The sequence below is a fragment of the Planomonospora sp. ID67723 genome (assembly GCF_015711605.1).
Lineage (GTDB): Bacteria > Actinomycetota > Actinomycetes > Streptosporangiales > Streptosporangiaceae > Planomonospora_A.
On sequence record NZ_JABTEZ010000002.1, the window covers coordinates 565,273 to 589,895 of the forward strand.

General features: G+C 70.8%; 20 protein-coding genes. 12 read left to right on the forward strand and 8 right to left on the reverse strand.

The features are described 5' to 3' along the window. Positions 1-71: 71 nt before the first annotated feature. Positions 72-1,499: an extracellular solute-binding protein gene (locus tag HS041_RS15170; RefSeq protein ID WP_196441326.1), complete on the forward strand. Its 1,428-nt coding sequence runs from the start codon at positions 72-74 to the stop codon at positions 1,497-1,499. Positions 1,500-1,556: 57 nt separating this feature from the next. Here HS041_RS15170 and HS041_RS15175 read toward each other — a convergent pair whose 3' ends face one another. Further along, entirely contained in the window at positions 1,557-2,852 is a 1,296-nt protein-coding gene (locus tag HS041_RS15175; RefSeq protein WP_196441327.1) for a nucleotide disphospho-sugar-binding domain-containing protein, read from the reverse strand. A 230-nt stretch (positions 2,853-3,082) separates the two neighbouring features. Here HS041_RS15175 and HS041_RS15180 point away from each other — a divergent pair, with 230 nt between their 5' ends. Further along, positions 3,083-4,063, forward strand: a complete 981-nt coding sequence (locus tag HS041_RS15180) for a dTDP-glucose 4,6-dehydratase (protein WP_196441328.1) — start codon at positions 3,083-3,085, stop codon at positions 4,061-4,063. A gap of 50 nt (positions 4,064-4,113) precedes the next feature. Here HS041_RS15180 and HS041_RS15185 read toward each other — a convergent pair whose 3' ends face one another. The 4 genes from HS041_RS15185 to HS041_RS15200 form a co-directional block, all read right to left on the reverse strand. Next, positions 4,114-5,349 carry a cytochrome P450 family protein gene (locus tag HS041_RS15185; protein ID WP_230879268.1) on the reverse strand — a complete coding sequence of 412 codons (1,236 nt, stop codon included), beginning with the start codon at positions 5,347-5,349 and terminating at the stop codon, positions 4,114-4,116. 42 nt (positions 5,350-5,391) lie between these two features. Then, on the reverse strand, positions 5,392-6,963 hold the full coding sequence (locus HS041_RS15190) for an MFS transporter (RefSeq protein ID WP_196441330.1): 1,572 nt from the start codon (positions 6,961-6,963) through the stop codon (positions 5,392-5,394). Positions 6,964-6,976: 13 nt separating this feature from the next. Further along, positions 6,977-8,215 carry an acyltransferase family protein gene (locus HS041_RS15195; RefSeq protein ID WP_255529972.1) on the reverse strand — a complete coding sequence of 413 codons (1,239 nt, stop codon included), beginning with the start codon at positions 8,213-8,215 and terminating at the stop codon, positions 6,977-6,979. A 96-nt stretch (positions 8,216-8,311) separates the two neighbouring features. Beyond that, a complete protein-coding gene (locus HS041_RS15200) occupies positions 8,312-9,064 on the reverse strand; it encodes an SDR family NAD(P)-dependent oxidoreductase (protein ID WP_196441332.1) in 753 nt (250 codons plus the stop codon). A gap of 135 nt (positions 9,065-9,199) precedes the next feature. Between HS041_RS15200 and HS041_RS15205 the strand changes: the two genes are divergently transcribed. Continuing rightward, positions 9,200-10,603 carry an FAD-dependent oxidoreductase gene (locus HS041_RS15205; protein ID WP_196441333.1) on the forward strand — a complete coding sequence of 468 codons (1,404 nt, stop codon included), beginning with the start codon at positions 9,200-9,202 and terminating at the stop codon, positions 10,601-10,603. Then, complete coding sequence (locus HS041_RS15210; protein ID WP_196441334.1) at positions 10,600-11,934, forward strand: condensation domain-containing protein; 1,335 nt, start codon at positions 10,600-10,602, stop codon at positions 11,932-11,934. The genes HS041_RS15205 and HS041_RS15210 overlap by 4 nt, the downstream gene beginning before the upstream one ends. Before the next feature lie 438 nt (positions 11,935-12,372). Here the strand turns inward: HS041_RS15210 and HS041_RS15215 are convergent, their stop codons facing one another. Then, a complete protein-coding gene (locus HS041_RS15215; RefSeq protein ID WP_196441335.1) occupies positions 12,373-13,158 on the reverse strand; it encodes an alpha/beta fold hydrolase in 786 nt (261 codons plus the stop codon). A gap of 203 nt (positions 13,159-13,361) precedes the next feature. Here HS041_RS15215 and HS041_RS15220 point away from each other — a divergent pair, with 203 nt between their 5' ends. The 5 genes from HS041_RS15220 (at position 13,362) to HS041_RS15240 (ending at position 18,981) form a co-directional block, all read left to right on the forward strand. After that, complete coding sequence (locus HS041_RS15220) at positions 13,362-14,600, forward strand: GNAT family N-acetyltransferase (protein ID WP_196441336.1); 1,239 nt, start codon at positions 13,362-13,364, stop codon at positions 14,598-14,600. Between the two features lie 22 nt (positions 14,601-14,622). After that, the gene (locus HS041_RS15225) at positions 14,623-15,357 is read left to right on the forward strand and encodes an alpha/beta hydrolase family protein (RefSeq protein ID WP_196441337.1); all 735 of its coding nucleotides are present in this window, start codon (positions 14,623-14,625) and stop codon (positions 15,355-15,357) included. Between the two features lie 125 nt (positions 15,358-15,482). Further along, on the forward strand, positions 15,483-16,985 hold the full coding sequence (locus HS041_RS15230) for a benzoate-CoA ligase family protein (RefSeq protein WP_196441338.1): 1,503 nt from the start codon (positions 15,483-15,485) through the stop codon (positions 16,983-16,985). After that, positions 16,982-17,779 (forward strand): tryptophan 2,3-dioxygenase, encoded by a 798-nt coding sequence (locus HS041_RS15235; RefSeq protein ID WP_196441339.1) that lies wholly within the window; start codon positions 16,982-16,984, stop codon positions 17,777-17,779. Before HS041_RS15230 ends, HS041_RS15235 begins: the two co-directional genes overlap by 4 nt. Beyond that, the gene (locus HS041_RS15240; RefSeq protein WP_196441340.1) at positions 17,776-18,981 is read left to right on the forward strand and encodes an aminotransferase class V-fold PLP-dependent enzyme; all 1,206 of its coding nucleotides are present in this window, start codon (positions 17,776-17,778) and stop codon (positions 18,979-18,981) included. The genes HS041_RS15235 and HS041_RS15240 overlap by 4 nt, the downstream gene beginning before the upstream one ends. 92 nt (positions 18,982-19,073) lie before the next feature. Here the strand turns inward: HS041_RS15240 and HS041_RS15245 are convergent, their stop codons facing one another. Further along, positions 19,074-20,387 carry a nucleotide sugar dehydrogenase gene (locus HS041_RS15245; protein WP_307845301.1) on the reverse strand — a complete coding sequence of 438 codons (1,314 nt, stop codon included), beginning with the start codon at positions 20,385-20,387 and terminating at the stop codon, positions 19,074-19,076. A gap of 408 nt (positions 20,388-20,795) precedes the next feature. Between HS041_RS15245 and rfbH the strand changes: the two genes are divergently transcribed. Further along, on the forward strand, positions 20,796-22,100 hold the full coding sequence (rfbH, locus tag HS041_RS15250; protein ID WP_230879081.1) for a lipopolysaccharide biosynthesis protein RfbH: 1,305 nt from the start codon (positions 20,796-20,798) through the stop codon (positions 22,098-22,100). 204 nt (positions 22,101-22,304) lie between these two features. Here the strand turns inward: rfbH and HS041_RS15255 are convergent, their stop codons facing one another. Continuing rightward, positions 22,305-22,715, reverse strand: coding sequence for an SgcJ/EcaC family oxidoreductase (locus tag HS041_RS15255; protein WP_196441343.1), 411 nt, complete (start codon positions 22,713-22,715; stop codon positions 22,305-22,307). Positions 22,716-23,087: 372 nt separating this feature from the next. Between HS041_RS15255 and HS041_RS15260 the strand changes: the two genes are divergently transcribed. Then, positions 23,088-23,327, forward strand: a complete 240-nt coding sequence (locus HS041_RS15260) for a phosphopantetheine-binding protein (protein WP_196441344.1) — start codon at positions 23,088-23,090, stop codon at positions 23,325-23,327. Between the two features lie 88 nt (positions 23,328-23,415). Further along, positions 23,416-24,600 carry an acyl-CoA dehydrogenase family protein gene (locus tag HS041_RS15265; protein WP_196441345.1) on the forward strand — a complete coding sequence of 395 codons (1,185 nt, stop codon included), beginning with the start codon at positions 23,416-23,418 and terminating at the stop codon, positions 24,598-24,600. Positions 24,601-24,623: the final 23 nt, after the last annotated feature.

The window sequence follows — 24,623 nt, forward strand, 5'->3', positions numbered from 1 at the left end:
TCGTGCGTGCGGGGGAAACCGAGCGCAATAGCGGAGATGCGGCGCGGAAAAGACGAGTCAACCATGGAGGCATGAAGAACAGGATTCCGATCGAAGTATGGGTCCCCGACCTGACGTTCCCCGGCTGGATGGATCGGTGGTATCAGCAGGCCGCCGATTTCGAGAAACTGCACCCCGAATACCAGGTCGTGGTGCACGGCAAGGATTTCTGGCAGCTGCCCAGGCAGGTCGCGGAGGCCGCTGCGGAAGGACACGTCCCGGCTCTGTCGGAGTACTACTTCTACATGACGCAGGTGGCGCGCGACTCGCTCCAGCAGGACGGCCGCCCGCTGTTCACCTCGGTGGAGAAGGCCGTCGCCGGGCGCGACGAGGTGCTCGGCGAGCCCGTCGTGCTCGACGACATCATCGCGCCGCTGCGCGACTACTACACGCTGGACGGCGACCTGACGTGCATGCCGAGTGTCGGCACGACGAGCCTGCTGTACGGCAACACCGACCTGCTCAGGCGGGCGGGCGTGGAGAGCCTCCCGCGGACCTGGCAGGAGGTGGAGGAGGTCTGCGCCAGGGTGGCGGCGTTGAGTGACGGGCCCTCCCACGCGATCACGTGGTCCAACCACGGCACGTTCCTCCAGCAGGCGCTGGCCACCCAGGGCGGGCTGATCGTGAACGAGCACAACGGCAGGCGGGGCCGGGCCACCACCGTCGACCTGGCCTCGCCCGAGATGCTGCGCTGGGTGGAATGGGTGCGCGGCCTGCACCGGAGCGGCCACTACTACTACACCGGCAAGATCCCCGACTGGGCGGGCACGCTGAAGGCGTTCGCCGACCAGGACGTGGCCATCCGGATCTCCTCCTCCAACGACGTCAACTACATGTTCAGGGCGGCCGAGGACAACGGCTTCGGCATCGAGACGGGCATCTTCCCCTACGACGAGAGCGTGCCGTACGTGGGCAACGCGATCGCCGGCACCGCGCTGTGGCTGGCGGAGGGGCTGGACGAGGCGACGCGGGAGGGCGCGCTGGCGTTCCTCATGTACCTGCACAATCCGCGCAACGCGGCGGAGCGCCACAAGGCGAACAGCTTCCTGCCGGTCTCGTACGCCTCGCACGCCCTGCTGGAGGAGGACGGTTGGTACGACGCCCACCCGCACCACCGGCTGGCCTACGACCACGTCATGCGCTTCCCCACGGGCGGCGCCGGCGTCCCCGCGTCGGAGGGCGCGCTGTTCGGCGACTTCGCGGGCAACCAGGATGTGATGACCAGGGCGGTCGGCGACGTGCTCGCCCTCGGCGCCGATCCCGCCGAGCGCCTGGCCTTCGCCACGGTGGAGGCGCAGCAACTGCTCGACGCCTACAACGAGTACGCGCTGGCGTCCGGCTTCCGTGACCCGGAGAACAGTCCTCCGACCAGCCTCAGCGTGGAGGCGTTCAAGGAGGCGCGGGCGGGCCGCGACTACTCGGCCGCCGACATGGAGGCGGTCGTCAAGCTGCACCGCTGAGCGCGCGGAAAGGGCCGCGGACCCGTCGGGGTCCGCGGCCCTTTCCCGTGGTGAGGCTCAGCGGTGCACCGCGGTGAGCTTCTCCAGGGCGGGCACGATCTCGGACGGGCCGGGCCGGTCCAGCCACTCCTGATGCAGGGCGGCGGCGGCGTCGCGGTAGGAGGGGTTCTCCAGCACCGCGACGATCGAGTCCCTGATCTCCTGCACGGACTGCTTCTGGTGGTCGACGCGCAGGCCGGCGCCCCGCGACTCGATGTAGGCGAGCGCGGTCTTGGACAGGATGTGCCGTTCGGCCATCTTGCTGTTCTCGCCGTCGGTCACGATGACGCGCTGCGGTTCGTCCGTGTCGCCGATGAGCTGCGGCAGCCCGGCGGCGACCGAGGCCCAGAACGTGCCGCTGGAGCCGTGGTTGATGCTGGCCGAGCAGGTCGGCAGGAGCTGGAGCAGCGGGACGTAGTCGACGGTGCGGACGTTGTCGGGGATCGAGGAGATGCCTTCGAGCTGGTCGGCGTTGAGCGTGGCGATCACCTCCACGTCCAGGTCGGCGACCGCCTCGAAGATCTTCGGCGTGCGCCACTCTCCCTTGTGGTAGGCCCTGGTGGACAGGCCGAGCGACAGTGCCACGCGCGGTCGGTCCGGCTTGCCGTACAGCCAGGAGGGCTTGACGCCGCCGCCGTTGTAGGGGCTCCAGCGGACGGGCACCGAGGCCAGGTCCTGCGACAGGCGCATCTCGCGCGGCAGCGGGTCGATGGTCCACTGGCCGACGAGCAGTTCCCTGTCCACCTCGACGCCGTAGTGCTCGGCGAGCGGGCGCACCGCTCTGGCCAGCGGGTTGACGGGTGGCGTGGCATGGCCGGCGTACAGCTCCACGGCCCAGCCGCTGTAGTCGGGACCCATCAGCACCCGGGCGTGCGCGGCGCCGCACGCCTTGGCCGCGACGGCGCCGGCGGGGAACCACGGGTCCCACAGCACCAGGTCGGGCTGCCACGCGCGGGCGAACTCGACCAGGGCCTTGTTCTGCTCGCTCGGCACCGGCGGCAGGTGGAACCTGACGCCCATGAGGTAGTACTGGAAGAACACGTCCCAGGTGTCGCGCTGGTCCTCGGTCACCCCCAGGGCCGCGGCGAGCCGCTCCATCTCCTCGGGGTCGGGCGGCAGGTCGTCGCGGACCCACCCGCCGGTGTCGGGCTCGCCGCACGTGACGGCGGTCAGGCCCGCCGCCACGATGTCGTCGGCCGCACCGGGCGGGCAGGCCACGCAGACCTCGTGCCCGGCCAGTTGCAGGGCCTGCGCGTACGGCACGGCGGGGTAGAGGTGGCACACCTGTGGCCACACAGTGAGCATGATTCGCATCTAGCGCTCCCTTGCGGAACTCCTGGATAAGTGGACGACACAATGCGCCTAGGGCTCCAGCATCCGGCACGGAAATGCGCCGCGCATCTCCTGCATTGCGAGTCATCCGGCAAGTCAGGAGGTGCGGGAGGGTGCCCTTACACGGTGTTCTTTTCTTTAAGTCACGCCATTTTCAAGGGGACGCCTTATGCTCATTCACAATTGCACAAGCGCCACGGGGACCGGCTGACATGGCCGGCGCACGCGTGGTCGTGACCGGCGGCTCGGGTTTCATCGGCGGGCACCTGGTGGACAAGCTGCTCGCCCGCGGCGACGAGGTGACGGTCTTCGACCGGGAACCCGACCCCCGGGTGCGCACGATCACCGGGGACATCCGCGACGAGGCACGGCTGGCCGAGGCGATCGGCGCCGGGGTGGACGTGGTGTACCACCTGGCGGCCGAGGTGGGGGTGGACCGCTATCTGACGCGCCCCCTCGACGTGATCGACGTCAACTTCCAGGGCACCAGGAACGTGCTGGAACGCGCCCACGCGGCCGGCGCCCGCGTGGTGGTGGCCAGCACCAGCGAGGTGTTCGGCAAGAACCCCGCGGTGCCGTGGGCGGAGGACGCCGACCGGGTGCTCGGCTCCACCGCCGCGGGCCGCTGGACCTACTCCTCCGCCAAGGCCATGTCCGAGCACCTGACGCTGGCGTTCTGCGCACAGCACGGGCTGGACGCCACGATCGTGCGGTTCTTCAACGCCTACGGCCCTCGCCAGCGGCCCGCCTTCGTGCTCAGCCGCACCATCCACCGGGCGCTCAACGGCCACCCGCTCGCCCTGTACGACGGCGGCGGGCAGACCCGGTGCTTCACGTTCGTGGAGGACGCGGTGGCGGGCGCGATGCTGGCCGGCGACAGGGGCGGCGCGGGAGAGGTGTTCAACCTGGGCAGCATGACCGAGACCACCGTGCGGGAGGCGATCACCACCGTGGCGGCGCTGACCGGGGCGGCGACCGTGGAGGTGGACGCGCGCGCCGCGCTCGGCCCCGCCTACGAGGACGTGCCGCGCCGCGTCCCCGACAGTTCCAAGGCGCGCCGGCTGCTGGGGTGGACGGCGACGACCTCGCTGGCCGAGGGCGTCGCGCGCACCATCGACTGGGCCAGGGCGAACCCGTGGTGGCTCGCCCAGCCCGACTCCGGCGTCGCCGTCACCGTCGCCGTCGCGAGCTGAGCGCGCGAAAGAGCCTCCGCACCGGCGGTGCGGAGGCTCTTTTCCGTGCTTTACCGCACCGCCGCGGGAACGGGGGCGGTCAGGCGTACCGGGAGCGCCCGGTGCCCGTTCATGATGAAGGTCGGCAGCGGCTGCAGATCCTGCCGGTCCACCGCCAGGTTGAGCTCGGGGAACCTGGCGAACAGCGACGACAGTCCGATCGTGGCGACCGCCCTGGCGATCGAGGCGCCGAGGCAGTAGTGCGGGCCGTACCCGAACGACAGGTGCTCCTTGTCCTCGCGGGTGATGTCGAAGCGGCCCGCGTCGGCCCCGTGCAGCGCCGGGTCACGGCCCACGGCCGCGTAGTTGACCAGGATCGGGTCGCCCTGCGGGATCGTGACGCCGTCGAGGTGGATGTCGGTGACCGCGTACCGCAGCGGCAGGTGCGCCAGCGGCGACTCCACCCGCAGGGTCTCGTCGATCACGTCGTCCCAGGTGGACCGGCCCGACCTGACCAGTTCGAGCTGCTCGGGGTGCGAGAGCAGCGCGGTGATCGCGTTGTCGAAGAAGTTGATCGTGGTCTCCGAGCCGGCACCGAGGATCGCGAAGATCGTGTCGGTGAGCTCGACCTCGGACAGCCGCGAGCCGTCCGTGTCGCGCGCCGTCACCAGGTCGGTGGTGATGTCCTCACCCGGGTTCCTGCGCTTCTCGGCGATGAGCTCGGCCATGGCGCCGCGCCACCCGGCCAGGATGCCCTGGGCCTGCTGCGGGGTGACGGTGGTGTCGACCATCATGTCGATGACCTTGGCGGTCGCCGCGCGGGCCTCCTCCGACATGCCGATCAGGTCCGCGACCAGCATGGCGGGCAGCGGGTAGGCGAAGCGCTCGCGCAGGTCGACCACCTCGCCGGGCTCCGTGGCCGCGAGCGCGTCGAGCAGCTGGCCGGTGAGCGCGACGATGCGCGGCTTGATCGCCTCGGTTCGGCGCGGCGTGAACGCCTTGCCGACCAGCCGGCGCAGCCGGACATGGTCCTTGCCGTACGCGGTCACCATGTTGTCCATGGCGATCCAGCTGATCATCTCCCAGTCGGGCGGGATCTCCCCGTTGATGAACGCGGGCCAGTGATTGCGCGCGCTCTTGGTGACGTTGGGCTCGGCCAGCAGCTGCCTGACCGCCTCGTAGGTGTTGACGGACCAGGCGAGCACTCCACCGGGGAGCTCCACCTGGACGGCGTGGCCCCCAGCGCGCAGGATGTCGGTTTCCGCATGGATGTCACGGCCGGTGGGGTCGAGAACGGGGCAGCGCATTTCCACTGTGGTCTCCCATTGATCTCATCAGTTCTGACGGGGTCAGGCGTTGGCCGACTCCGGCTCTTCCGCGGACTCTTCCGCGGTTTGCTCCTGCTGTCCGGTCGGCGGCACCTTCCGGAGGGTGATCAGTGCGAAAACGGCCAGGCACAGGGCGAGCACCGCGCTGACGCCCGTGGCGGCGGTCACCGACGTGGTGAACGCCTCACGGGCGGCGGTGAGCAGTTCGGCGGCCACGGGCGCGGACACCTGCCCCGCCGCGTTGATCGCGCCCGCGATCCCCTCGCCGGCCGTGTCCGCGACCGCGGGCGGCAGGGAGGAGGGCAGAGCCCCGGAGATCTGGGCGCTGTAGACGGCGGTGCCGACACTGCCCAGCGTGGCGACGCCGAGCGCGATGCCGAGCTCGCCGCCGGTCTCCGAGACCGCGGAAGCGGATCCCGCCTGCTCCGGGGGCACCGAGCTGAAGATCAGCGCGTTGCCGAGCGCGCCCATCGGCCCCGCGCCGACGGAGCCGATGACCAGGCCGGTGAGCACCAGGCCGACCCCCGAGGAGACGTCGAGCGTGCTCAGCACGAAGTAGCCGATCGCGATGACGACCAGGCCGCCCGCGATGACGTACCCGGGGCGCAGCTTCCGCGCCACCACGGGCGCCAGGAGCACGCTCGCGATCGTCGCCGCGGTGGAGGGCACCACCCACAGCCCCGTCGCCAGCGGCGACAGGCCGACCACGGTCTGCAGGAACATGCTGACCAGGAAGAAGCTGCCGTTGACGACGCCGCCGAGCACCATGATCGCCACGGCGGCCCGGAAGATCGGCCGCTTGAACAGCCGCATGTCGAGCAGCGGCGACTCCAGCTTGCGCTGCCGCTGGACGAACGCCAGGCCGAAGGCGAGCCCCGCCAGGACGGCCACGACGTACCACGGCTGCCAGCCGTGCTTGGCCAGCTCCTTGAGCCCGTAGATGAACGGCAGGATGGCCGCGAGCGACAGCGCGACGCTGGGCAGGTCGAGCCGTCCGCCGTCGGGGTCGCGGTGCTCGGGCAGGAGCACGGGCCCCGTCGCGAGCAGCAGCGCCATGACCGGTACGGCCAGCAGGAACACCGAGCCCCACCAGAAGTTCTCCAGCATCAGCCCGCCGACCACGGGGCCGAGCGCGATGCCGCCCATGAAGCAGGCCATCCACACCGAGATCGCGGTGCCCATCTGCTGCGGATCCTTGAAGATGGTGACGATCAGCGACATCGTCGACGGCATGATCGTGGCGCCGGCGATCCCCAGCAGCGCACGCGAGACGATGAGCAGCTCCGCGGTGGAGGAGTAGGCGGCCAGCACCGACGCGACCGTGAAGGCGGTGGCGCCCACGAGCAGCAGCCTGCGCCGCCCGATGAGGTCTCCGAGCCGGCCCATGGTGACCAGGAGCCCGGCGATGACGAAGCCGTAGATGTCGGTGATCCACAGCTGCTGCGTGAGCGTGGCGCCGAGCTCCGAGCTGAGGTGCGGCAGGGCCAGGTAGAGCACGCTCATGTCGATCGAGAGCAGCAGCGTGGGCAGGGCCAGGATGGCCAGCGCCAGCCACTCCCGCGTCCCGGCCTTGGCCGGTGTGTTCACGTCCATCGAGGTCCTTCCTTCAATTGGACAGCGCGCCCACGGGCGGCTGCTCGACGGTCTCCTGCGTGACGGAGGGCTTGCGGGGCTTGCTCCAGTACTTCATGGCCGGCCGTTCCACCAGCGTGTAGAGCAGCCAGCCCGTCACGACGGTGGCGCCGGCGAGCGCGATTATGAGCAGGGTGCCGCCCACGGGGCCGTACTCGGCCTGGCCCAGCACCGCCTCGCGCAGCCAGTACAGGACGATGGACTGGGTCAGGTAGAAGCCGAAGGAGATCTGTCCCAGCCAGACCATGGGCCGGGTGCCGAAGAACGTCTTCCGGCCGTCGAGGTTGGCCTTGGCGAAGGTGCCGATGGCCAGCGCGAAGGGGACGGCCGTCACCAGGGAGACGCTGTAGGGCCAGGGGATGTACAGCGTGGCCGCGTAGGCGGCCACCAGCAGCGCCGTCACGGGGAGCATCCCGATGCGCGGCCACCTGCCCGCGATGACGATCCTGGCCAGGATCATGCCGAGGACGAACTCGAAGAGCCGCACGGGCGGGAACAGGTAGACGAACCAGAACTGCGTCAGCGACAGCACCTCGCCCGGGTACTTCGGCGCGTCGGGCACCAGGGTCAGCGTGACCAGGCACACGGCGGCCATGCCGGCCACGGCCACGCCCGCCCACAGCCACAGGCGGTTGTCGGCGATCTTCCTGATCGGGATGATCAGCGCGGGGAACAGCAGGTAGAACAGCATCTCCGCGCTCAGCGACCAGGCCGGCATGTTGGCGCCGCCCCAGATGCCGTTGTCGGTGGTGAAGGGGTTGAGCAGCAGCAGGTTCGGCAGGCCCCACAGCGCCGTGTACGACCCGGCGAACAGCAGCATGGCGAGCGCCCACGTCACCACGTGATTGGGCATGATCTTCACGACGCGGCGCCGGTAGTAGGCGCGGATCCGGTCACCCGGCTTGGCCGACCACGTGATCACGAAACCGCTCAGGATGAAGAAGAACGACACTCCGATGGAGCCGCCGGGGTAGAACAGCCATACCAGCGTCTGGGTGATGCCGTCGTCCGCGAACGGAGTCGCCGGATCGTGGTTCCCCATCGTGAAGGGGAAAATGACATGACTCAGGAAGACCAATAATGCGGCGATGATGCGCATTCCCGTCAGCGCGGGCAGATCTCCGCGCACGGCAGGGGGTGTGGAGGACACGTCGGGCTCCTTTCTCTCGGAATGCCCTGCTCCATCTTTCGTACGGCCATCTGCCCGTCGCATCTCGCCACGTGCGGACTTACAGATGAGCAGCTCGCCGGCCCGCGGCACGGCTCACGAGGGCACGGCTCACGAGGGCACGGCTTGCAGGGGTACGGCTTACAGGGGCACGGAGGTGGTCAGCCCGCCGTCCACCCTCAGCTCCTGCCCGGTGATGTAGGACGAGCGGGGCGACAGCAGGAACGCCGCCACGTCGGCCACGTCCTCGGGGGTGCCGAGCCTCCCGAGCGCCACCTGCGCACGGCACGCCTCCTGCGCCTCCGGCGTGTTGGAGATCGCCTCGAACATCTCGGTGACGATGTAGCCGGGGCTGATCGCGTTGACGCGGATGCCGCCGGGCGCCAGGTCGGCGGCCAGCGTGCGCACCAGGTTGATCACCGCGGCCTTGCTGGCGGCGTACACCGAGGTGAAGGCCAGCCCGCGATGGGCCAGCCAGGATCCGTTGACCACGACGGACCCGCCGCCGCCCATCAGCCGCACGGCCTGCTGGATGGTGAAGTAGACGCCCTTGAGATTGGTGGCGACGATGTCGTCGAAGGCCTCCTCGGTGACGTCGCCGCTGCGGGAGAAGCCGGCCACGCCCGCGTTGGCGAACACGCCGTCGAGCGTGCCGAAGTCCTGCTCGATCCGCGAGACCAGTGCGCCGACCTCACCGGGGCGCGACACGTCGGTGGGCACGGCGAGCACCCGCTCACCCGCGTCGAGCTCGCGCACCGCCTTGTCCAGGCGCTCGGAGCTGCGTCCCGCGAGCACGACCCGCGCGCCCTCGGAAAGGAGCCGCTGCGCGGTGGCCAGCCCCATGCCGCTGCCGCCGCCGGTGATGAGAACCGCTTTGTCGGAAAACTCGTTCATGGGGCCAGAATCACACGGCGCCCCCCGCGGAATTTCTGAGAAATTGCGCTGTCCCCGGGCCCGCATTTCAGAAGATGATCCGTGTCGCCTTCGGTGTGACCCTGTGGTGAATCGTAAAGCGCAGGAGGCGATCCGATGGGTGATGTGTCCAAGACCCGTGCGGTGGTGCTCGGCGGCAGTCTCGCGGGGCTATTCGCCGCCAGAGTGCTTTCCGACGCCTACGACGAGGTGGTCATCGTCGACCGCGACGAGCTGATCGGTGTGCAAGGCCCGCGGCGCGGATGCCCGCAGAGCCGGCACATCAACGGCCTGCTGGCCCGCGGCCAGCAGGTCATGGAGGAGCTGTACCCGGGGATCACCGAGGGACTGTTCGCCGACGGCGTGCCGACCGGCGACCTGGCCGGCGACGTGCGCTGGTATTTCAACGGCAAGCCGCTCCAGCGCCGGCACGCTGGCCTGGTGTGCGTGGCGGCCAGCCGCCCCAAGCTGGAGCACCACATCAGGGAGCGGACCAGAGTGCTGCCCGGCGTGGTCTTCGCCGAACGCCACGACATCCTCGGCCTGGAGTTCGCTCCCGACGGCAGCCGGGTCACCGGCGCCAAGGTGCAGCCGCTCGACGGCGAGGGTGAGCCGCAGGTGCTCTCCGCCGACCTGGTGGTCGACGCCACCGGGCGCGGCTCCCGCACGCCGATCTGGCTCGAGGCCCAGGGCTACCCCCGGGTCGAGGAGGAGCGCACGAAGATCGGCCTCGGGTACGTCACGCAGCACTACCGCCTGAAGGAGGACCCGTACCACGGCGACCTGTCGATCAACCCGGTCGCCAACAAGGACCTCCCGCGAGGCGCCATCTTCACCAAGACCGACGGCGACCGCGTCGAGCTGACCACGTACGGCATCCTCGGCGACCACCCGCCCACCGACCAGGAGGGCCTGTACGCGTGGCTGAAGACGCTGTCCGTGCCCGACATCTATGACGCCGTGCAGAACGCCGAGCCGCTGGACGAGCCCGTCGCCTTCCGGTTCCCGACGACGCTGCGGCGCCGCTACGAGAAGATGACGCGCTTCCCCGACGGCCTGCTGGTCACGGGCGACGCGGTGTGCTGCTTCAACCCCGTCTACGCGCAGGGCATGACCGTGGCCGCGCTGTCCGCCCTGGTCATCCGCCAGCACCTGCACACCGGTGCGCTGCCCGACCCCCTGCAGTACTTCGACGACCTGGCGAAGAACGCCATCAACCAGCCGTGGGAGATGACGCACACGGTCGACATGGGCTTCCCCGGCGTGGAGGGCGAGCGCGGCCCCGCCGTCCGGGCGGCCGGGGCGTTCCTCGGCCTCGTGCAGCAGGCGGCCACCAAGGACCCCGTCGTGGCGGGGGCCTACATGCGCGGTGCGGGCCTCATCGACGGGCCCGAGGAGCTCATGAAGCCGCCGATGCTGGCCCGCATCCTGTGGAACGCACTGCCCTGGGTCGGCACGCCCGCACAGTCCAAGCACCAGCCGGCCCAGAACCGGACCCTGGCGAGGAGCGCGAAGCCGTGAGCGTCACCGGGTTGCTTCCGCTCTCCTGGAACCAGGGGTTCCTGCGCGCCTGGGACCAGGGCGACGAGACCGGCCCCTTCGGCCCCCGTTACATCATCATCTGCGGCTACCGGCTGACCGGGCCCGTCGACCCGGCGGTGCTGCAGGAGACGCTGGACGAGGTCGTGGTGCGGCACGAGGCGCTGCGCACCGAGATCGTCCGCGACGGCGACGGCCACCAGGTCGTCCATCCGCCGTGCCGGGTCCGGCTCACCGTGCGGGACCTGCCCGGCGACGACCGGGACAGGCGCGCGGAGGAGCTGCTCAACGACGCCGAGGCGGAGCCGTTCCCGATCAAGGAGCTGCCGCTGATCCGCGCGGTGCTCGGCCGCTTCGACGACGAGGACGCGGTGCTGGGCCTGGTCGCCCACCACACCGCCGTCGACGAGTGGTCGATCCGGCTGATCATGCGGGACGTGGCGCACGGGTACGCCGTGCGCACGGGCCACCGGCCGCCGCCGCTCCCGCCGGTGCCGCAGTACCGCGACTACGTGGACTGGGAGCGTACGGGCGCCGGCGGGGACGACAACGAGCGGGCGCTGGCGTACTGGCGTGACAAGCTGGCGGGCGCTCAGGTCCTGGGCACCGGGACCGACCACCTGCGCTCCGCCGGCCTGACCAAGACCACGGCCTGGCGGCGCTTCAGCCTGCCCGGCACGCTGACCGGGGCCGTCAGGGACATCGTGAAGGAGACACGCAGCTCGCCGTTCATGGTGCTGCTCGCCGCCTACGCGGTCTACCTGAGCCGGCGCGAGGGCACCACCGACGTCGTCGTGCCGAGCTTCTCCTCGGGCCGCGGGCCCGCCCGCTTCCACGAGACCGTCGGGTCGTTCTTCAACTACCTGCCGTTCCGGGTGAACCTGGAGGGTTGCCGCACCTTCCGGGACGTCATCACCCGCACCCGGCTGACCTGCGTCGAGGCCTACGCCAACGACCTGCCGTTCGGGCAGATCCTCGGCGTGGCGCCGGAGCTGATGACACCCGTGACCCGGGACGACTGCGCCGTGGTCGCCTTCCAGGTCTTCAGGTCGCCGCTCGGCGGCGAGCAGGGGAGCGCGGGCGCGCTGCAGTACTCGGTGATCCGCCGCAGGCGGGTGTCGCAGTGGGACGGCGGTGACGTGCCGGACGGCGCCATGTGGCACCTGGAGATCGACTCCGTCGGCGAGATCGTGGGGTCGTTCGCTTTCAACACCAACCTGTACGGCGAGCAGACGGCCGACAGGATGATCGAGGAGTTCGGCGACCTGCTCAAGCGGCTGACCGCCGACCTCAACGCGCCGCTGGAGTTCTGAACCCGCCACCCCCGGGCGGCCCGGCCGCCCGGGGGTGAGGCGGTTCCCGCCTGGGGCGGTGAAGGAGGCGCGCAGCTCCGCCGACGGGTCCAGGACGCCGCCCGGCAGCGCACCCACCGGCATCCCGCCATAGGCGACCAGGCGGTGCGCGCCGGCGATCCTGCCGGGCAGACGGTCTGGCGTGCCGACGCGGCCGCCGCACGCTCGTCTCACCGGGCACGTCGCGCCGCACCTGGTGGTCACCCCGTCTGTTCCGCAGGCTGACCAGGAAGGACAGCGCGTCGCCGGGGGACGGCGGCGCGCTGGAGCCGGTGAACGTCAGGCCGCTCGGCGGCGGGCCGGTGGAGGACTCGGCCGTGGTGCGCGAGGCCGCCGGTCACACAGCGCAGGTCCTCCCCCCGCCGCCGGGCGGGGGGAGGACCTGCACATCAGCCCGGATCAGCCGCGGAAGAAGGCGGCCAGGGGCGGCGCCAGCGCCTCGGGGGCGATGTCGTGGCCGTGGCCCTCCAGCACGGTGAACTGCGCGCTGGGCACCGCCTGCGCCACCGCCTGGCCCGCCGACTGCATCCAGGCGCCGCTGTTGCCGCCGGCCAGGGCCAGCGTCGGCACCTTGATCTTCTCCAGTTCATCGACCGGGAGCCGGTTCCCCGGGCCGCACACCGCCGCCTCGTACACCAGCGTGTGGGCCACCGACGTCATCCCGTCCCAGTAGGGGGACTCGCGCATCTGGCCGACCATCTCGGCGGGCACCTCGGCCGCCTCGACCATGAACCGCTCGACGACCTCGCCCCGCTTGCCCTCGGCCACCAGCGTGGCCAGTTGCTCGCGGAAGTCGTCCGGGATCGGCGCCCGGCTGTCGTCGACGATGAACGGCGGCTCGTACACCGCCAGTTTGGTGACCGGCAGCCCCGCCGCGGCCGCCCGCAGCGCCAGCGCCCCGCCCGACGACCCCCCGAACACCGCCGCCGAGCCGCCGGCCGCCTCGATCACCGCAGCCAGGTCCTCGATCTCGCGCTCCACCTCGTACGACTCGTTGTCGGCGCTGCCGCCGCGGCCGCGCCGGTCGTAGTTGTAGACCGTGAACTCCCCCGAGAGCTCGGCCGCGAGCCCCGCCCAGATCGGGTGCGTCCTGTCGCTGAACCCGCCCTGGACGAGCACTACCGCCGGACCAGAACCTGTCCGGTCGTAGGCAATGGTGGTGCCGTCCGCCGACTTCACATCCATGGAGATTTCTCCGCTCTTGAGTCGATTGAACGCTGCCCGAATCGGCTGCCGGGCATAAGTCTTCCCAAGATGCCCCAGAAGCCGTCACCGGTCTTCTCCGAAAGTGCTTTCCGGGTGGTGCGTGTTTCGCAATTCAGGAGGTGAATCACCGGGTGCGGCCACGCGACCATACGAAAGGCATCGAGAATCCGGAGGCTTTGGTCATGACTGTGCCCGCCCAGAACGACGACGTGACGATTGAGGTGCCCACTCCCGAGGATTGGGAGTCCATCTACGCGATGTTCTCCTCGGGCATCAACATCGACGGCGACCCGCAGAGCCTGGAAGCGGAGCGCCCGCTCTTCGAGCCCGGCCGTTCGCTGGTCGTGCGCGCCGGCGGCCGTGTCGTCGGCACCCTCGGCGCGAACACCCGCCAGATCGCCGTCCCGGGCGCTGTGGTGCCCGCCGCGCACGGCTGCCGGGGCGCGGTGTCGGCCACCATGCGACGCCAGGGCATCCTGACGCGCCTGATGCGCAAGCACTTCGAGGACGCGCGGGCGCTCGGCGAACCCATCACGCTCTGCTGGGCCAGCGAGGGCCGCATCTACCACCGCTTCGGTTACGGCCTGTCGGTGCGCAGGGTCGGCCTCAACGTCAACGCCCGCGAGGTCACCGTTCCCAAGGGCGAGGAGCCGGGCAGGATCGTCGAGGGCACGGTCGCCGACCTGCGCGACGCGCTGGTCAAGGTCTACGACCAGGTCTACGCCGAGCGCCCCGGCTGGTCGGAGCGCACCGCCGCGCACTGGGACTACCGGCTGGCCGACACGATGGCGATGCGCCAGGGCGCCTCCGCGCTGCGCGTCGCGGTCCACGAGGGCGACGACGGCATCGACGGCTACGCGTTGTGGCGGGTCAGGAGCAACTGGAACGCCAACGGTCCCCTCGGCGATGTCGTCGTGGTGGAGCAGGTCTCGACCACGCCCGAGGCGTACCGGGCGCTGTGGCGGTTCCTGCTGTCCGTCGACCTCACGCGGTCGGCCTCGACCTGGGCGGTCGGCGTCGACGAGCCCCTGTACTACTGGGTCGGCGAGCCGCGCCAGCTCGACGCGCACCTGTGCGACGCGCTGTGGATCCGCGTCGTGGACGTCCCCAAGGCGCTGGCCGCCCGGCGGTACGCGGCGCCGGTCGACGTGGTGATCCAGGTCACCGACGAGTTCCTGCCGGAGAACTCGGGCACCTGGCGGCTGACCGGCTCGCCGGAGGGCGCCACCTGCACGCCCACCTCGGAGCCGCCCGACCTGTGGCTGGACGTCCGCGCGCTGGGCGCGGTCTACATGGGCGGCACCTCGCTGTCGGCGCTGGTCGACGCGGGCCTGGTCAAGGAGGTGCGGCACGGGACGCTCCCGGCGGCCTCGACGGCGTTCCGGTGGCACACGTCGCCGTACGCCTTCGAGCTCTTCTAAGCACCCGCTTCCCGTACCGTCCATGCCGTACGCCGAGCTGTTGTCACGCCGCGTCAGAACACCCGACCGGGTGATCCGCTACGGACCCCACCCCGAACAGGTCGTCGACGTCCTCGCGGGTGGGGGGCGCGGGGTCGTCATCCTCGTGCACGGGGGGTTCTGGCGTGCCGAGTACGACCGCCTGCACACGCGGCCCATGGCCGACGCGCTCGCGGCCGACGGCTACACGGTGTGCTCGGTCGAGTACCGCCGCATCGGGCACGAGGGCGGCGGCTATCCCGGCACGTTCGACGACGTCGCCGCCGCCGTCGCCACGATCCTTGCCGAGGTGCCCGTCCGCGGCCCCGTCGTCCTGACCGGCCATTCGGCGGGTGGGCACCTCGCGCTCTGGCACGGCTGCGCGGGCGGGCGGATCAGCGGCGTCGTGGCCCTGGCCGCCCTGTCGGACGTGGGCCGGACGGTGGCCGACGGCCTCGGCGGGGGAGCGGGCGCCGCGCTGCTCGGCGGTCGCACCGGCCTGCTGCCCCTCGTCGACACCATGAGCCTGCCCTGGCGGAACGAGGGCAGGCTCGTCCTCGTGCACGGCGCCAAGGACCGCGTCGTGCCCGTCGAGATGAGCCGCGACTACGCCGCACGCAATCCCGCCGCCAGGCTCGTCGAGCTGCCTGATGTCGGCCACTTCAAGCTCATCGATCCGCTGTCGCGCGCCTGGCCCGCCGTGCGCGCCGCCATCGACGGGGACGTCGTCCGCGCGTAGACCCTCCCACGCCGCATTTGGCAAGAAATTGGCACAAACCTGTCATCGGGCCCCATCTTGCTGCCCGCTCCACGCCTCGCTTCGCCACGGACCGCCAGGCACCGTGAGAGAAGAAGGAGGCACCCATGAATTCCCTGAACATCGCGGAGCGGTTCCTCGAAAGGAACGACGGTGACAGGACCGCGCTCATCACCCCATCGGGCCGGCTCAGCTACGCGGACCTGCGATCGCTGGCCGCCAGGACCGGCAACGCGCTGCGCGCCCTGGGGGTTCGCCGCGGCGACCGCGTCCTGATCTGCCTCAGCGACGGTCCCGAGTTCGTCGCCACGTGGTACGGCGCGCAGCTCATCGGCGCGGTCACCGCCGAGGTCTACACCTATCTCCAGGCCAAGGACTACCGCTACTTCCTCGACTACGCCCAGCCCCGCGTGGTCGTCACGGACACCGCCGCGCTCGACGGGCTGCGCGCGGCGGGGGCGCGCGACCTCCTGGTGGCCGGCGTGCCGGAGCACCGGCTCCTGCCCGGCGAGCGGCACTTCGGCTCGACGGTCGGCGCCCAGAGCGACGCGCTGGACCCGGTCCCCGTCGAGGCCGGCGACGTGGCGCTGTGGAAGTTCACCACGGGCCGCTCGGGCGCGCCGCGCGCCTGCGTGCTGCCCGCCAGGAGCCCGCACGCGAGCTTCGAGGCGTACGCCAGGGGCGTGCTCGGCCTCAGCCGGGACGACGTGGTGCTGCCGGTGCCGAAGCTGTTCTTCGGCTACGCGCGTGACCTGACGGCGCTGTTCCCGTTCGGCGTGGGCGCGGCGGGGATCGTCTTCCCCGAGCGGAGCACGCCGGAGCGCATCTTCGAGCTGATCGCCGAGCACCGGCCCACGATCCTGGTCAACGTGCCCACCATGATGAGCGCCATGCTCGCCCACCCCGACGCCGCCCGCCAGGACCTCAGCAGCCTGCGCGTGTGCGTCTCGGCCGGCGAGGCGCTGCCCGCCGAGCTGCACCGCAGGTGGCTGGACACCTTCGGCGTCGAGGTGGCCGACGGGCTGGGCTCCTCCGAGGCGTACCACATCTTCCTGTCCAACCGCCCGGGCCGCAGCCGGGCCGGCAGCCTCGGCACCGCGGTGCCCGGCTACCGCCTGCGCGTCGTGGACGAGCGCGGCGGGCCGGTGCCGGACGGCGAGGTGGGCCGCCTGGAGATCACCGGCGAGACCGCGGCGCTGGAGTACTGGCAGGACCCGGTCAAGTCGGCCGCCACCTTCGTGGCCCCGAACACCGTGCGCTCGGGCGACCTGGTGAGCAGGGACGCCGACGGTTTCTTCCACTATCACGGCCGCGTTGACGACCTGCTGAAGGTGGGGGGAGTGTGGGTGGCGCCCACCGAGATCGAGAACTGCCTGCTCGGCCACCGGGCGGTGGCCGACTGCGCGGTGGTGGCCTACCGGGCGGACGGGCTGGTCCTGCCGCGCGCGTACGTGGTGGCGGCGGCGCCCTTGACGGCGCAGGAGGTGAAGGACTACGTGCGCGCGCGATTGGCGCCGCACAAGTATCCCAGGGATGTGATGTTCGTGGACGCGCTGCCGCAGACGGCTTCCGGCAAGGTGGACAGGCGAGCCCTGGAGGCGGTGGCATGAACGGCGCCGCGCTCGCCCCGGGAACACACGTGACCTACTCCTCCTACCTGGAGATCGACCGGCTGCTCGACGCGCAGCGCCCGCACTCGCGCGCGCACGACGAGATGATGTTCATCGTCGTGCACCAGGTCTATGAACTGTGGTTCAAGCTGCTGCTGCACGAGCTGGCCGGCCTGCAGCAGCGCCTGGAGGCCGGTGACAGCGGCCCGGCGCTGCACACGCTGCGGCGTTGCCTGTCCGTGCTCCGGGTGGCCGTCGACCAGATGGACGTCATGGACACGCTGACGCCTGCCCAGTTCGCAGGCTTCCGCCGCTGCCTGGGCTCCGCGAGCGGCGCGCAGTCCGCGCAGTTCCGCGAGCTGGAGGCGGTGCTGGGAGCGCGTGACCGCCTCGCGCTGGAGGCCTACCAGGAAGGCAGCGCCGAACGGCTGCGCATCGAGGCGGCCATGGAGCGGCCGTCCCTGCTCGACTCCTTCCTCGTCTACCTGTCGTCGCAGGGCTACCCGGTCCCCGCCGAGGTGCTGCGCAGGAATCCCGCCCTGCCGTTCGAGGCCACCGCGCCGCTGCGCGAGGTGCTCGTGCAGGTCAACCGCGACGACCTGGTCGCCGGACAGGTCGCGGAGGGCCTCCTCGACCTGGACCAGCTGCTGCAGGAATGGCGCTACCGGCACAGCGTCATGGTGCAGCGCATGATCGGGGCGCGGCGCGGCACCGGCGGGACCTCCGGCGCCGCCCACCTGCGCGACACCTGTGTCCCGGCCTTCCCGGTGCTGTGGGAGGTGCGTGGCGCATGACCGCCGACCTGGCCGCGTCCCTCGCTCCGCACTACACGATGTTCCGCGTCTCGGAACGCCTGCTGCTCACCGGCCACTCGCACCAGGCCTGGCCGGACGTCGCGCTCGACGGCCAGCTGGAGGCGTTCCAGGACGCCGCGCTCGACGTGGACGACAAGTGGGCGCGCGCCCTGGACAAGGCCGAGGACGTGCGGGCCGGCTTCCGGCGCGTGCTCGGCGACCCCGCCGCCGAGCTGGCCCTCGGCTCCAACACCCACGAACTGGTGATCCGCTTTCTGTCCTCGCTGCCGCTCGGCGACCGGCCCAGGCTGGTGACCTCCGACGGCGAGTTCCACACGCTGCGCCGCCAGCTCGCCCGGCTGGAGGAGGAGGGCCTGGAGCTGGTGCGCGTGCCGGCGGAGCCCGTCGACACCCTGTCCGCGCGGCTGGCGGCGGAGGTCGACGACAGGACCGCCGCCGTGCTGGTCTCCGCCGTGATGTACGAGACCGCCAAGATCGTGCCGGATCTCGGCACGCTCGCGGACGCGTGTGAGCGCAGAGGCGCGCAGTTGCTCGTCGACGCCTACCACGCGCTCGGCGTCGTGCCCTTCTCCGCCGCGGCGATCCCCTCCGCCTGGATCGTCGGCGGCGGGTACAAGTACCTCCAGCTCGGCGAGGGGAACTGCTTCCTGCGGGTCCCGCCGCAGGCCACGCGGCTCCGCCCGGTGATCACCGGCTGGTTCGCCGAGTTCGCCGAGCTGGCCGCCGACGCGGGGCCCGGCACGGTGGCCTACCCGCCGGGCGCGCAGGCCTTCTCCGGGGCCACCTACGACCCGACCAGCCACTACCGGGCGGCCCGCGTGTTCGACTTCTTCGCCGAGCACGGCCTGACGCCCGATCTGCTGCGCCGCGTCTCCGAGCGCCAGCTCGACAGGCTGCGCGCGCGCTTCGACGCCATGGACACCGGCGGCCTGATCAGCAGGGACACCGGCACGCCGCCGTCGGGCATCGCCGGATTCCTCGCACTGCGATCGCCGCACGCGGCGCGGCTTCGTGACGGGCTGGCCGCGCGGGGCGTGCTCGCCGACAGCCGCGGCCACATGCTGCGGCTCGGTCCCGCACCCTACCTGTCGGACGAGCAGCTCGACGCCGCGATGGACGCGCTGGAGGCCGAGCTGGCCGGCGTGCGCGCCGCCCGGCCGCAGCTCGCGGGCTCACGGTGACGGACACCGGAAAGGCCGCCGCCGATCGGATCGGCGGCGGCCCTTCTCCCTCGCCGGGCCGGCGGGTCAGCGGGTCAGCCCTCCGGCGCCCTTCAGCGCCCGACTCCGAGGTAGTCGTAGCCCAGCCGGCGCAGCTCGGCGATCTTGTCCTTGCTGTAGTAGGCCCGTCCGTCCAGGACGAGGCACGAGCCGGCCACGGGCAGCTCCGCGAAGTCGATCTCCTTGAACTCCTCGTGCAACGCCATGACGGCGAGGCAGTCGGCATCCCGGACGGCCTCCAGCAGGTCCGGGGAGGGCCGGACGCCCACGACGGCCTCGGCCTGGAGGGAGTCCACCAGCGGATCGTAGACGCGGACCGTGGCGCCGGCCTTCGTCAGGGTCGTGACGACGGCCTCCACCGGCGTCGCCCGCAGGTCGCCCGTGTTGTTCTTGAACGCCGCGCCCAGCATGGCGATCGTGGACGTGGCGGGATCCTTGCCGAGCCTCAGCAGCCCGTCGATGATCAGTTGTGCCGTGTACTCCGGCATCTCCAGATTGACCTCGCGGCCCGTCGGCGCGGTGAAGATCTCCAGGCCGCGCTGCCGGGCGGAGTGCCAGACCATCCACGGGTCCTTGACCAGGCACGAGCCACCCACGCCCACGCTGGGCAGCAGGATGTTGACCTTCCCTTTGCCCTTGGGGACGGTGTTGGCCGCCGAGATCACATCCAGGACGTCCACGTCGAACAGGGCGCAGAACTTGGCGAGCTCGTTGGCGAGCGCGATGTTGAGGTCGATCCACCAGTTGTCGGCCAGCTTGACGATCTCCGCGGATTCGGGCGAGTCCAGGGCGATCGTCTCGACCCCGAGCGCGCGGTGCCAGAAGTCGGCCGCGTCCCGGGTGCTGTCGGCGTCCATGCCTCCGACCACGATCGGCAGGGAGCGCAGCTCACGCAGGGCCGTTCCCTCGGCGAACCGCTCGGGTGTGAAGGCGAGCCCGAAGTGCTCGCCGCAGACGAGCCCGCTCTGCTGCAGCAGGGGCAACACGAACTCCCGGGTCGTGCCCGGCGGCACGGTGCTCTTGAGGATCAGCAGGTGTCCCTCGCGCAGATGGTGGCTCACCTCCAGGCACGCCTCCCTGAGCTGGTGGTCCACCAGGGAGCCGTCGGCGCGGACCGGAGTGCCCACCGCGATCAGCACGACGTCGGCGGCGCGGACGGCGGAGTAGTCGGTGGTCACCCGGAGCCGGCCGGCCGCCATTCCGCCCAGCAGCAGGTCGGCCAGCCCGTCCTCCTGGTACCGGCAATGCCCTGCGGTCAGCTCGTCGACGAGCTGGACGTCGGTGTCCACCCCGATGACGTCCCAGCCGCGACCGGCCAGCGCCGCCGCGAAGCAGGAGCCGACGTAACCGAGGCCGATGATCGCCACTTTCGGGTCTCGACTGTCAGATAGAAAATTCATGGCTCTCCCAACGAGAGGAATGCGGACTCGATCCACCGATTCTTCGTACGGCCATTGACCGCCCCGGGCCTTTTCCTTTTACAAGCACATCCCCAGTGCCCGCCGTATCGCATCTTTTGACTTGCCGGAAAGCGGCTGCCGGCCGCCGGCTCATTTCCGTCGCAATGCAGGAGATGCACGAGCCGCGGCCGGGGACGATGCTGTGGTGGTACGGCCAGCAGAGTTGATCTTTCATGGCGAGGATGCCGACCGGGGATCCGGCTACACGGGCGGGGCCAGGTGGGCGGACGGCGCGTCCGCCGGCGCCGGCGCCGTGATCGCTCGTGCGCCCGGAAGAACCTCGGCGGTGTCGACCCGATGAGTAAGGGGCCGGAGATGAATGAGCACAAGGCGCTGATCCTGGACGAGGTCCGCAAGTATCACCAGGACGTTGAGACCAGCGGGGAGTTCGTGCCCGGTGTCACGGAGATCTGGCCGACCGGTGCGGTGCACGACGTGGAGGACCGTGTGGCGCTGGTCGAGGCGGCACTCGAACTGCGGGTCGCGGGCGGATCCAGGGCACGGAGGTTCGAGTCCCTCTTCGCGCGCAAAATGAAGCGGCGCAAGGCGTTCCTGGCCAACTCGGGCTCCTCGGCCAATCTGCTGGCGCTCTCCGCGCTGACCTCGCACCGGCTGCAGGACGCGCGGCTGCGGCCGGGCGATGAGGTGATCACCGTCGCGGCGGCCTTCCCGACCACGGTGAACCCGATCCTGCAGAACGGCCTGGTCCCGGTCTTCGTGGACGTCGAGCTGGGCACCTACAACCCGACCGTGGACATGGTGGCGCAGGCGATCGGGCCCCGGACCCGGGCGATCATGATCGCGCACACGGTCGGCAACCCCTTCCCGGTGGCCGAGATGGCCCAGCTCGCGGCGGAGCACGAACTGTTCCTGATCGAGGACAGCTGCGATGCCGTCGGAGCCACCTACGACGGTGAGCCGGTGGGCACCTTCGGCGATCTCACCACCGTGAGCTTCTACCCGGCGCACCACATGACGATGGGGGAGGGCGGCTGCGTCCTCACCTCGAACCTGTTGCTCGCGCGGATCGTCGAGTCGCTGCGCGACTGGGGCAGGGACTGCTGGTGCGAGCCGGGCGAGAGCAACACCTGCCTCAAGCGCTTCGACTACCAGATGGGCACGCTGCCCCACGGCTACGACCACAAGTACATCTACTCGCACGTCGGCTACAACCTGAAGATCACCGAGCTGCAGGCCGCGCTCGGCCTGAGCCAGCTCGACAAGCTCGACGACTTCTGCGCCACCCGCCGGCGCAACTGGCGGCGGTTGCGCGAGGGACTGGAGGGCGTGCCCCACCTGCTGCTCCCCGAGGCGACCCCGCGCAGCGATCCGAGCTGGTACGGCTTCGTCGTCACGGTCGACCCGGAGGCGCCGTTCGGCGCCGGGGAGCTGGTGTCCTTCCTGGAGGACCGGAAGATCGGCACGCGCCGGCTGTTCGCCGGCAACCTGGTCCGGCACCCCGCCTACGCGGACCAGAACTACCGGATCGTGGGAGAACTCGCCAACACCGACATCATCACCACCCAGACGTTCCACGTCGGCGTCTATCCGGGACTGACCGACGAGATGATCGACTACGTCGTCGACTCCTTCAAGGACTTCGTCCGGGCGCAGGGGTGACCGCCCGGCGGACGCCGGGCCGGTGACCGCCCCGCGCCGCGACAGCAGACCAGCGCTTTCCCCGCCGGGTGCCCCGGCGGGGAAAGCGCTGGTCCCGTCCCGCCCGGCCGGCTGCGGCCCGGTCCTCGGCGGTACGGGCGGGACGGGGCCCGCCGGATCCGGCCGTCGCCGTTGACCGCCGGATCCGGTTGACCGGTCCGCGGGTCAGGCGGCGGCGGGAGTGTTCTGGTATGCGGTGATCAGCCACTGCCCGTCCTGCTTGGCCAGCACCCAGGTGGCGCGGACGGCCCGCTCGGGTGCGACCTCGGTCTCGTCACCGGTCAAGACGCCGCCCCGGGTGACCAGCACGGCGGCGTCCGGGCCGAGGAGCTTCACCGAGACGGGCGCGCCGGTCACGCGGGTCCCCTTGTAGGGACCCGCATAGGCCATCCCCATGAACGTGCGGATGTTCTCACGACCCGTGACGAAGATGTCGCCCGGAAGGATCATGGTGGCGTCCTCCGTGAAGACCTCGGCGAAGGCGTCACCGTCATTGCGGGCCCACGCGGCGATGATGCGCTGGGGCACCCCGCCGATGGCCGTCGTGTCGTCGGTGGCGGTCGGTGTAGGGCTCATGCTTCATTCCTTCGTTCAGCGACGGGAACAGGGAAGGGCGTGAACCGGTGGGGCACGGGCGACGGCCCGGATCGCCGGTCCTCCCCTTCGCATCGTGATCGCCGGGTGCCCGCCGTGCATCTCTTGGTGTGCGGCGCCCGGCGGAGCCGCCGCCCGGTGACGCCGCGAGCCTGTCCCGGCCCGGTCGCGTCGGCCGGACGGCGGCTGTCTCGCACTCTCGGAGATGTGCCCGGCCTCTGCGGTTGTGACGATGGTCAGCAGTGACCGGCGGTCCGGACGGGCCTGTCCATGGTTCTTCACCGCCGATGACAAGTGGATGGAGAGGGAGGACAGCGGATGAGCAGCAATCGCCCCGGCGAGCTTAGTTTCTCCATGGTCGAGGAGAAGGTCGGTGAGATCTGGCGGCATGTGCTCGACGTGCCGGCCGACATGAAGGACGCCACGTTCTTCGATCTGGAGGGCGAGTCGATCTCCGCGATCCGCCTCGTCTCGAGGATCGAGGAGGAGCTCGGCGTCTCGATCGAGGTGGGCGAGCTCTTCGAGGAGGACCCGAACCTCGAGGCGCTGATCCAGAAGGTCGTGGCAGAGGCGAAGATCTCGGCCACGGTCTGAACGAGTCCGGCGCCGATTCGCGTGTCTCACCGGCCGGCAGGCCGGACGTGCGGCTTCAGCGTCTCGCCCGATGGACGACGAGGAGGAAATGGTGTTGACGACCGAGGTTCCGACGCGGGAAGAGCTGGTGCGACGAGCATCCGAACTCGGGCCGGCCTTGCAGAAGAACGCAGCCTGGTCGGAGGAGAACCGGCGCATCCACGATGAGTCGATCGAGGCCCTGGCCGAGGCGGGCGTCTTCAAGATGAGGGTGCCCGCCCGCTACGGCGGGTACGAATGCGATACGCGCACCCTCGTCGACGTGGCCGCGGAGCTGGGCCAGGCCGACGGCTCCACGGCCTGGACGGCGTCGGTCTACTGGATTCCCACGTGGATGACGTGCCTGTTCCCCGACCAGGTCCAGGACGAGGTGTTCTCGACGCCGGATGTGCGGGTGTGCGGCACGCTGAGCCCCACCGCCATGGCCACCCCGGCCAAGGGCGGCGTCGTGGTCAACGGCAGGTGGGGGTTCGTCAGCGGCGCCTGGCACAGCCACTGGCAGGAGATCGTGGCGGTCCAGGTGGGACCGGACCAGGAGCCCATGCCGATCATGGCGCTGGTGCCGATGTCGGATCTGCAGATCGTCGACGACTGGCACACGGCGGGGCTGCGGGGCACCGGCAGCGTCAGCACGGTCGCGCAGGACGTGTTCGTCCCCGCCGAGCGCATCCTTCCGCTGCCCGCGGTGCTCCAGGGGCAGTACGCCTCACGGCTGAACGCCGACACGCCGATCTATCGGGCTCCCCTTCTCCCCGTGGCGTCCGCCTCCTCGGTCGGCACCGTCGTGGGACTGGCCAAGGCGGCCAGGACGGCGTTCCTGCGCCGCCTGCCCGAGCGCAAGATCACTTACACCAGCTATGAGAGCCAGGCAGAGGCGCCGCTGACGCACATCCAGGTCGCGGAGGCCACCCTGAAGATCGACCAGGCGCAGTTCCACGCCGAGCGCCTCGCGGCCACGGTCGACCGCAAGAGCGAACTGGGCGAGGAGTGGTCGCTGGAGGAGCGCGCCAGGGTGCGCGCCGACATGGGCGCCGTGTGCAGGCTGGCCAAGGAGTCCGTGGACATCTTCGCCACGGCGAGCGGCGGGTCGTCGATCTACACGGACGTGCCGATCCAGCGGATCTCGCGCGACGTCCAGAGCGTGAACCTGCACGCTCTCATGCATCCCAACACCAACGCGGAGCTGTACGGCAGGATCCTGTGCGGCCTGCCGCCCAACACGCTCTACATCTGAGGCCCGTCCTGCCGGCGACGCCC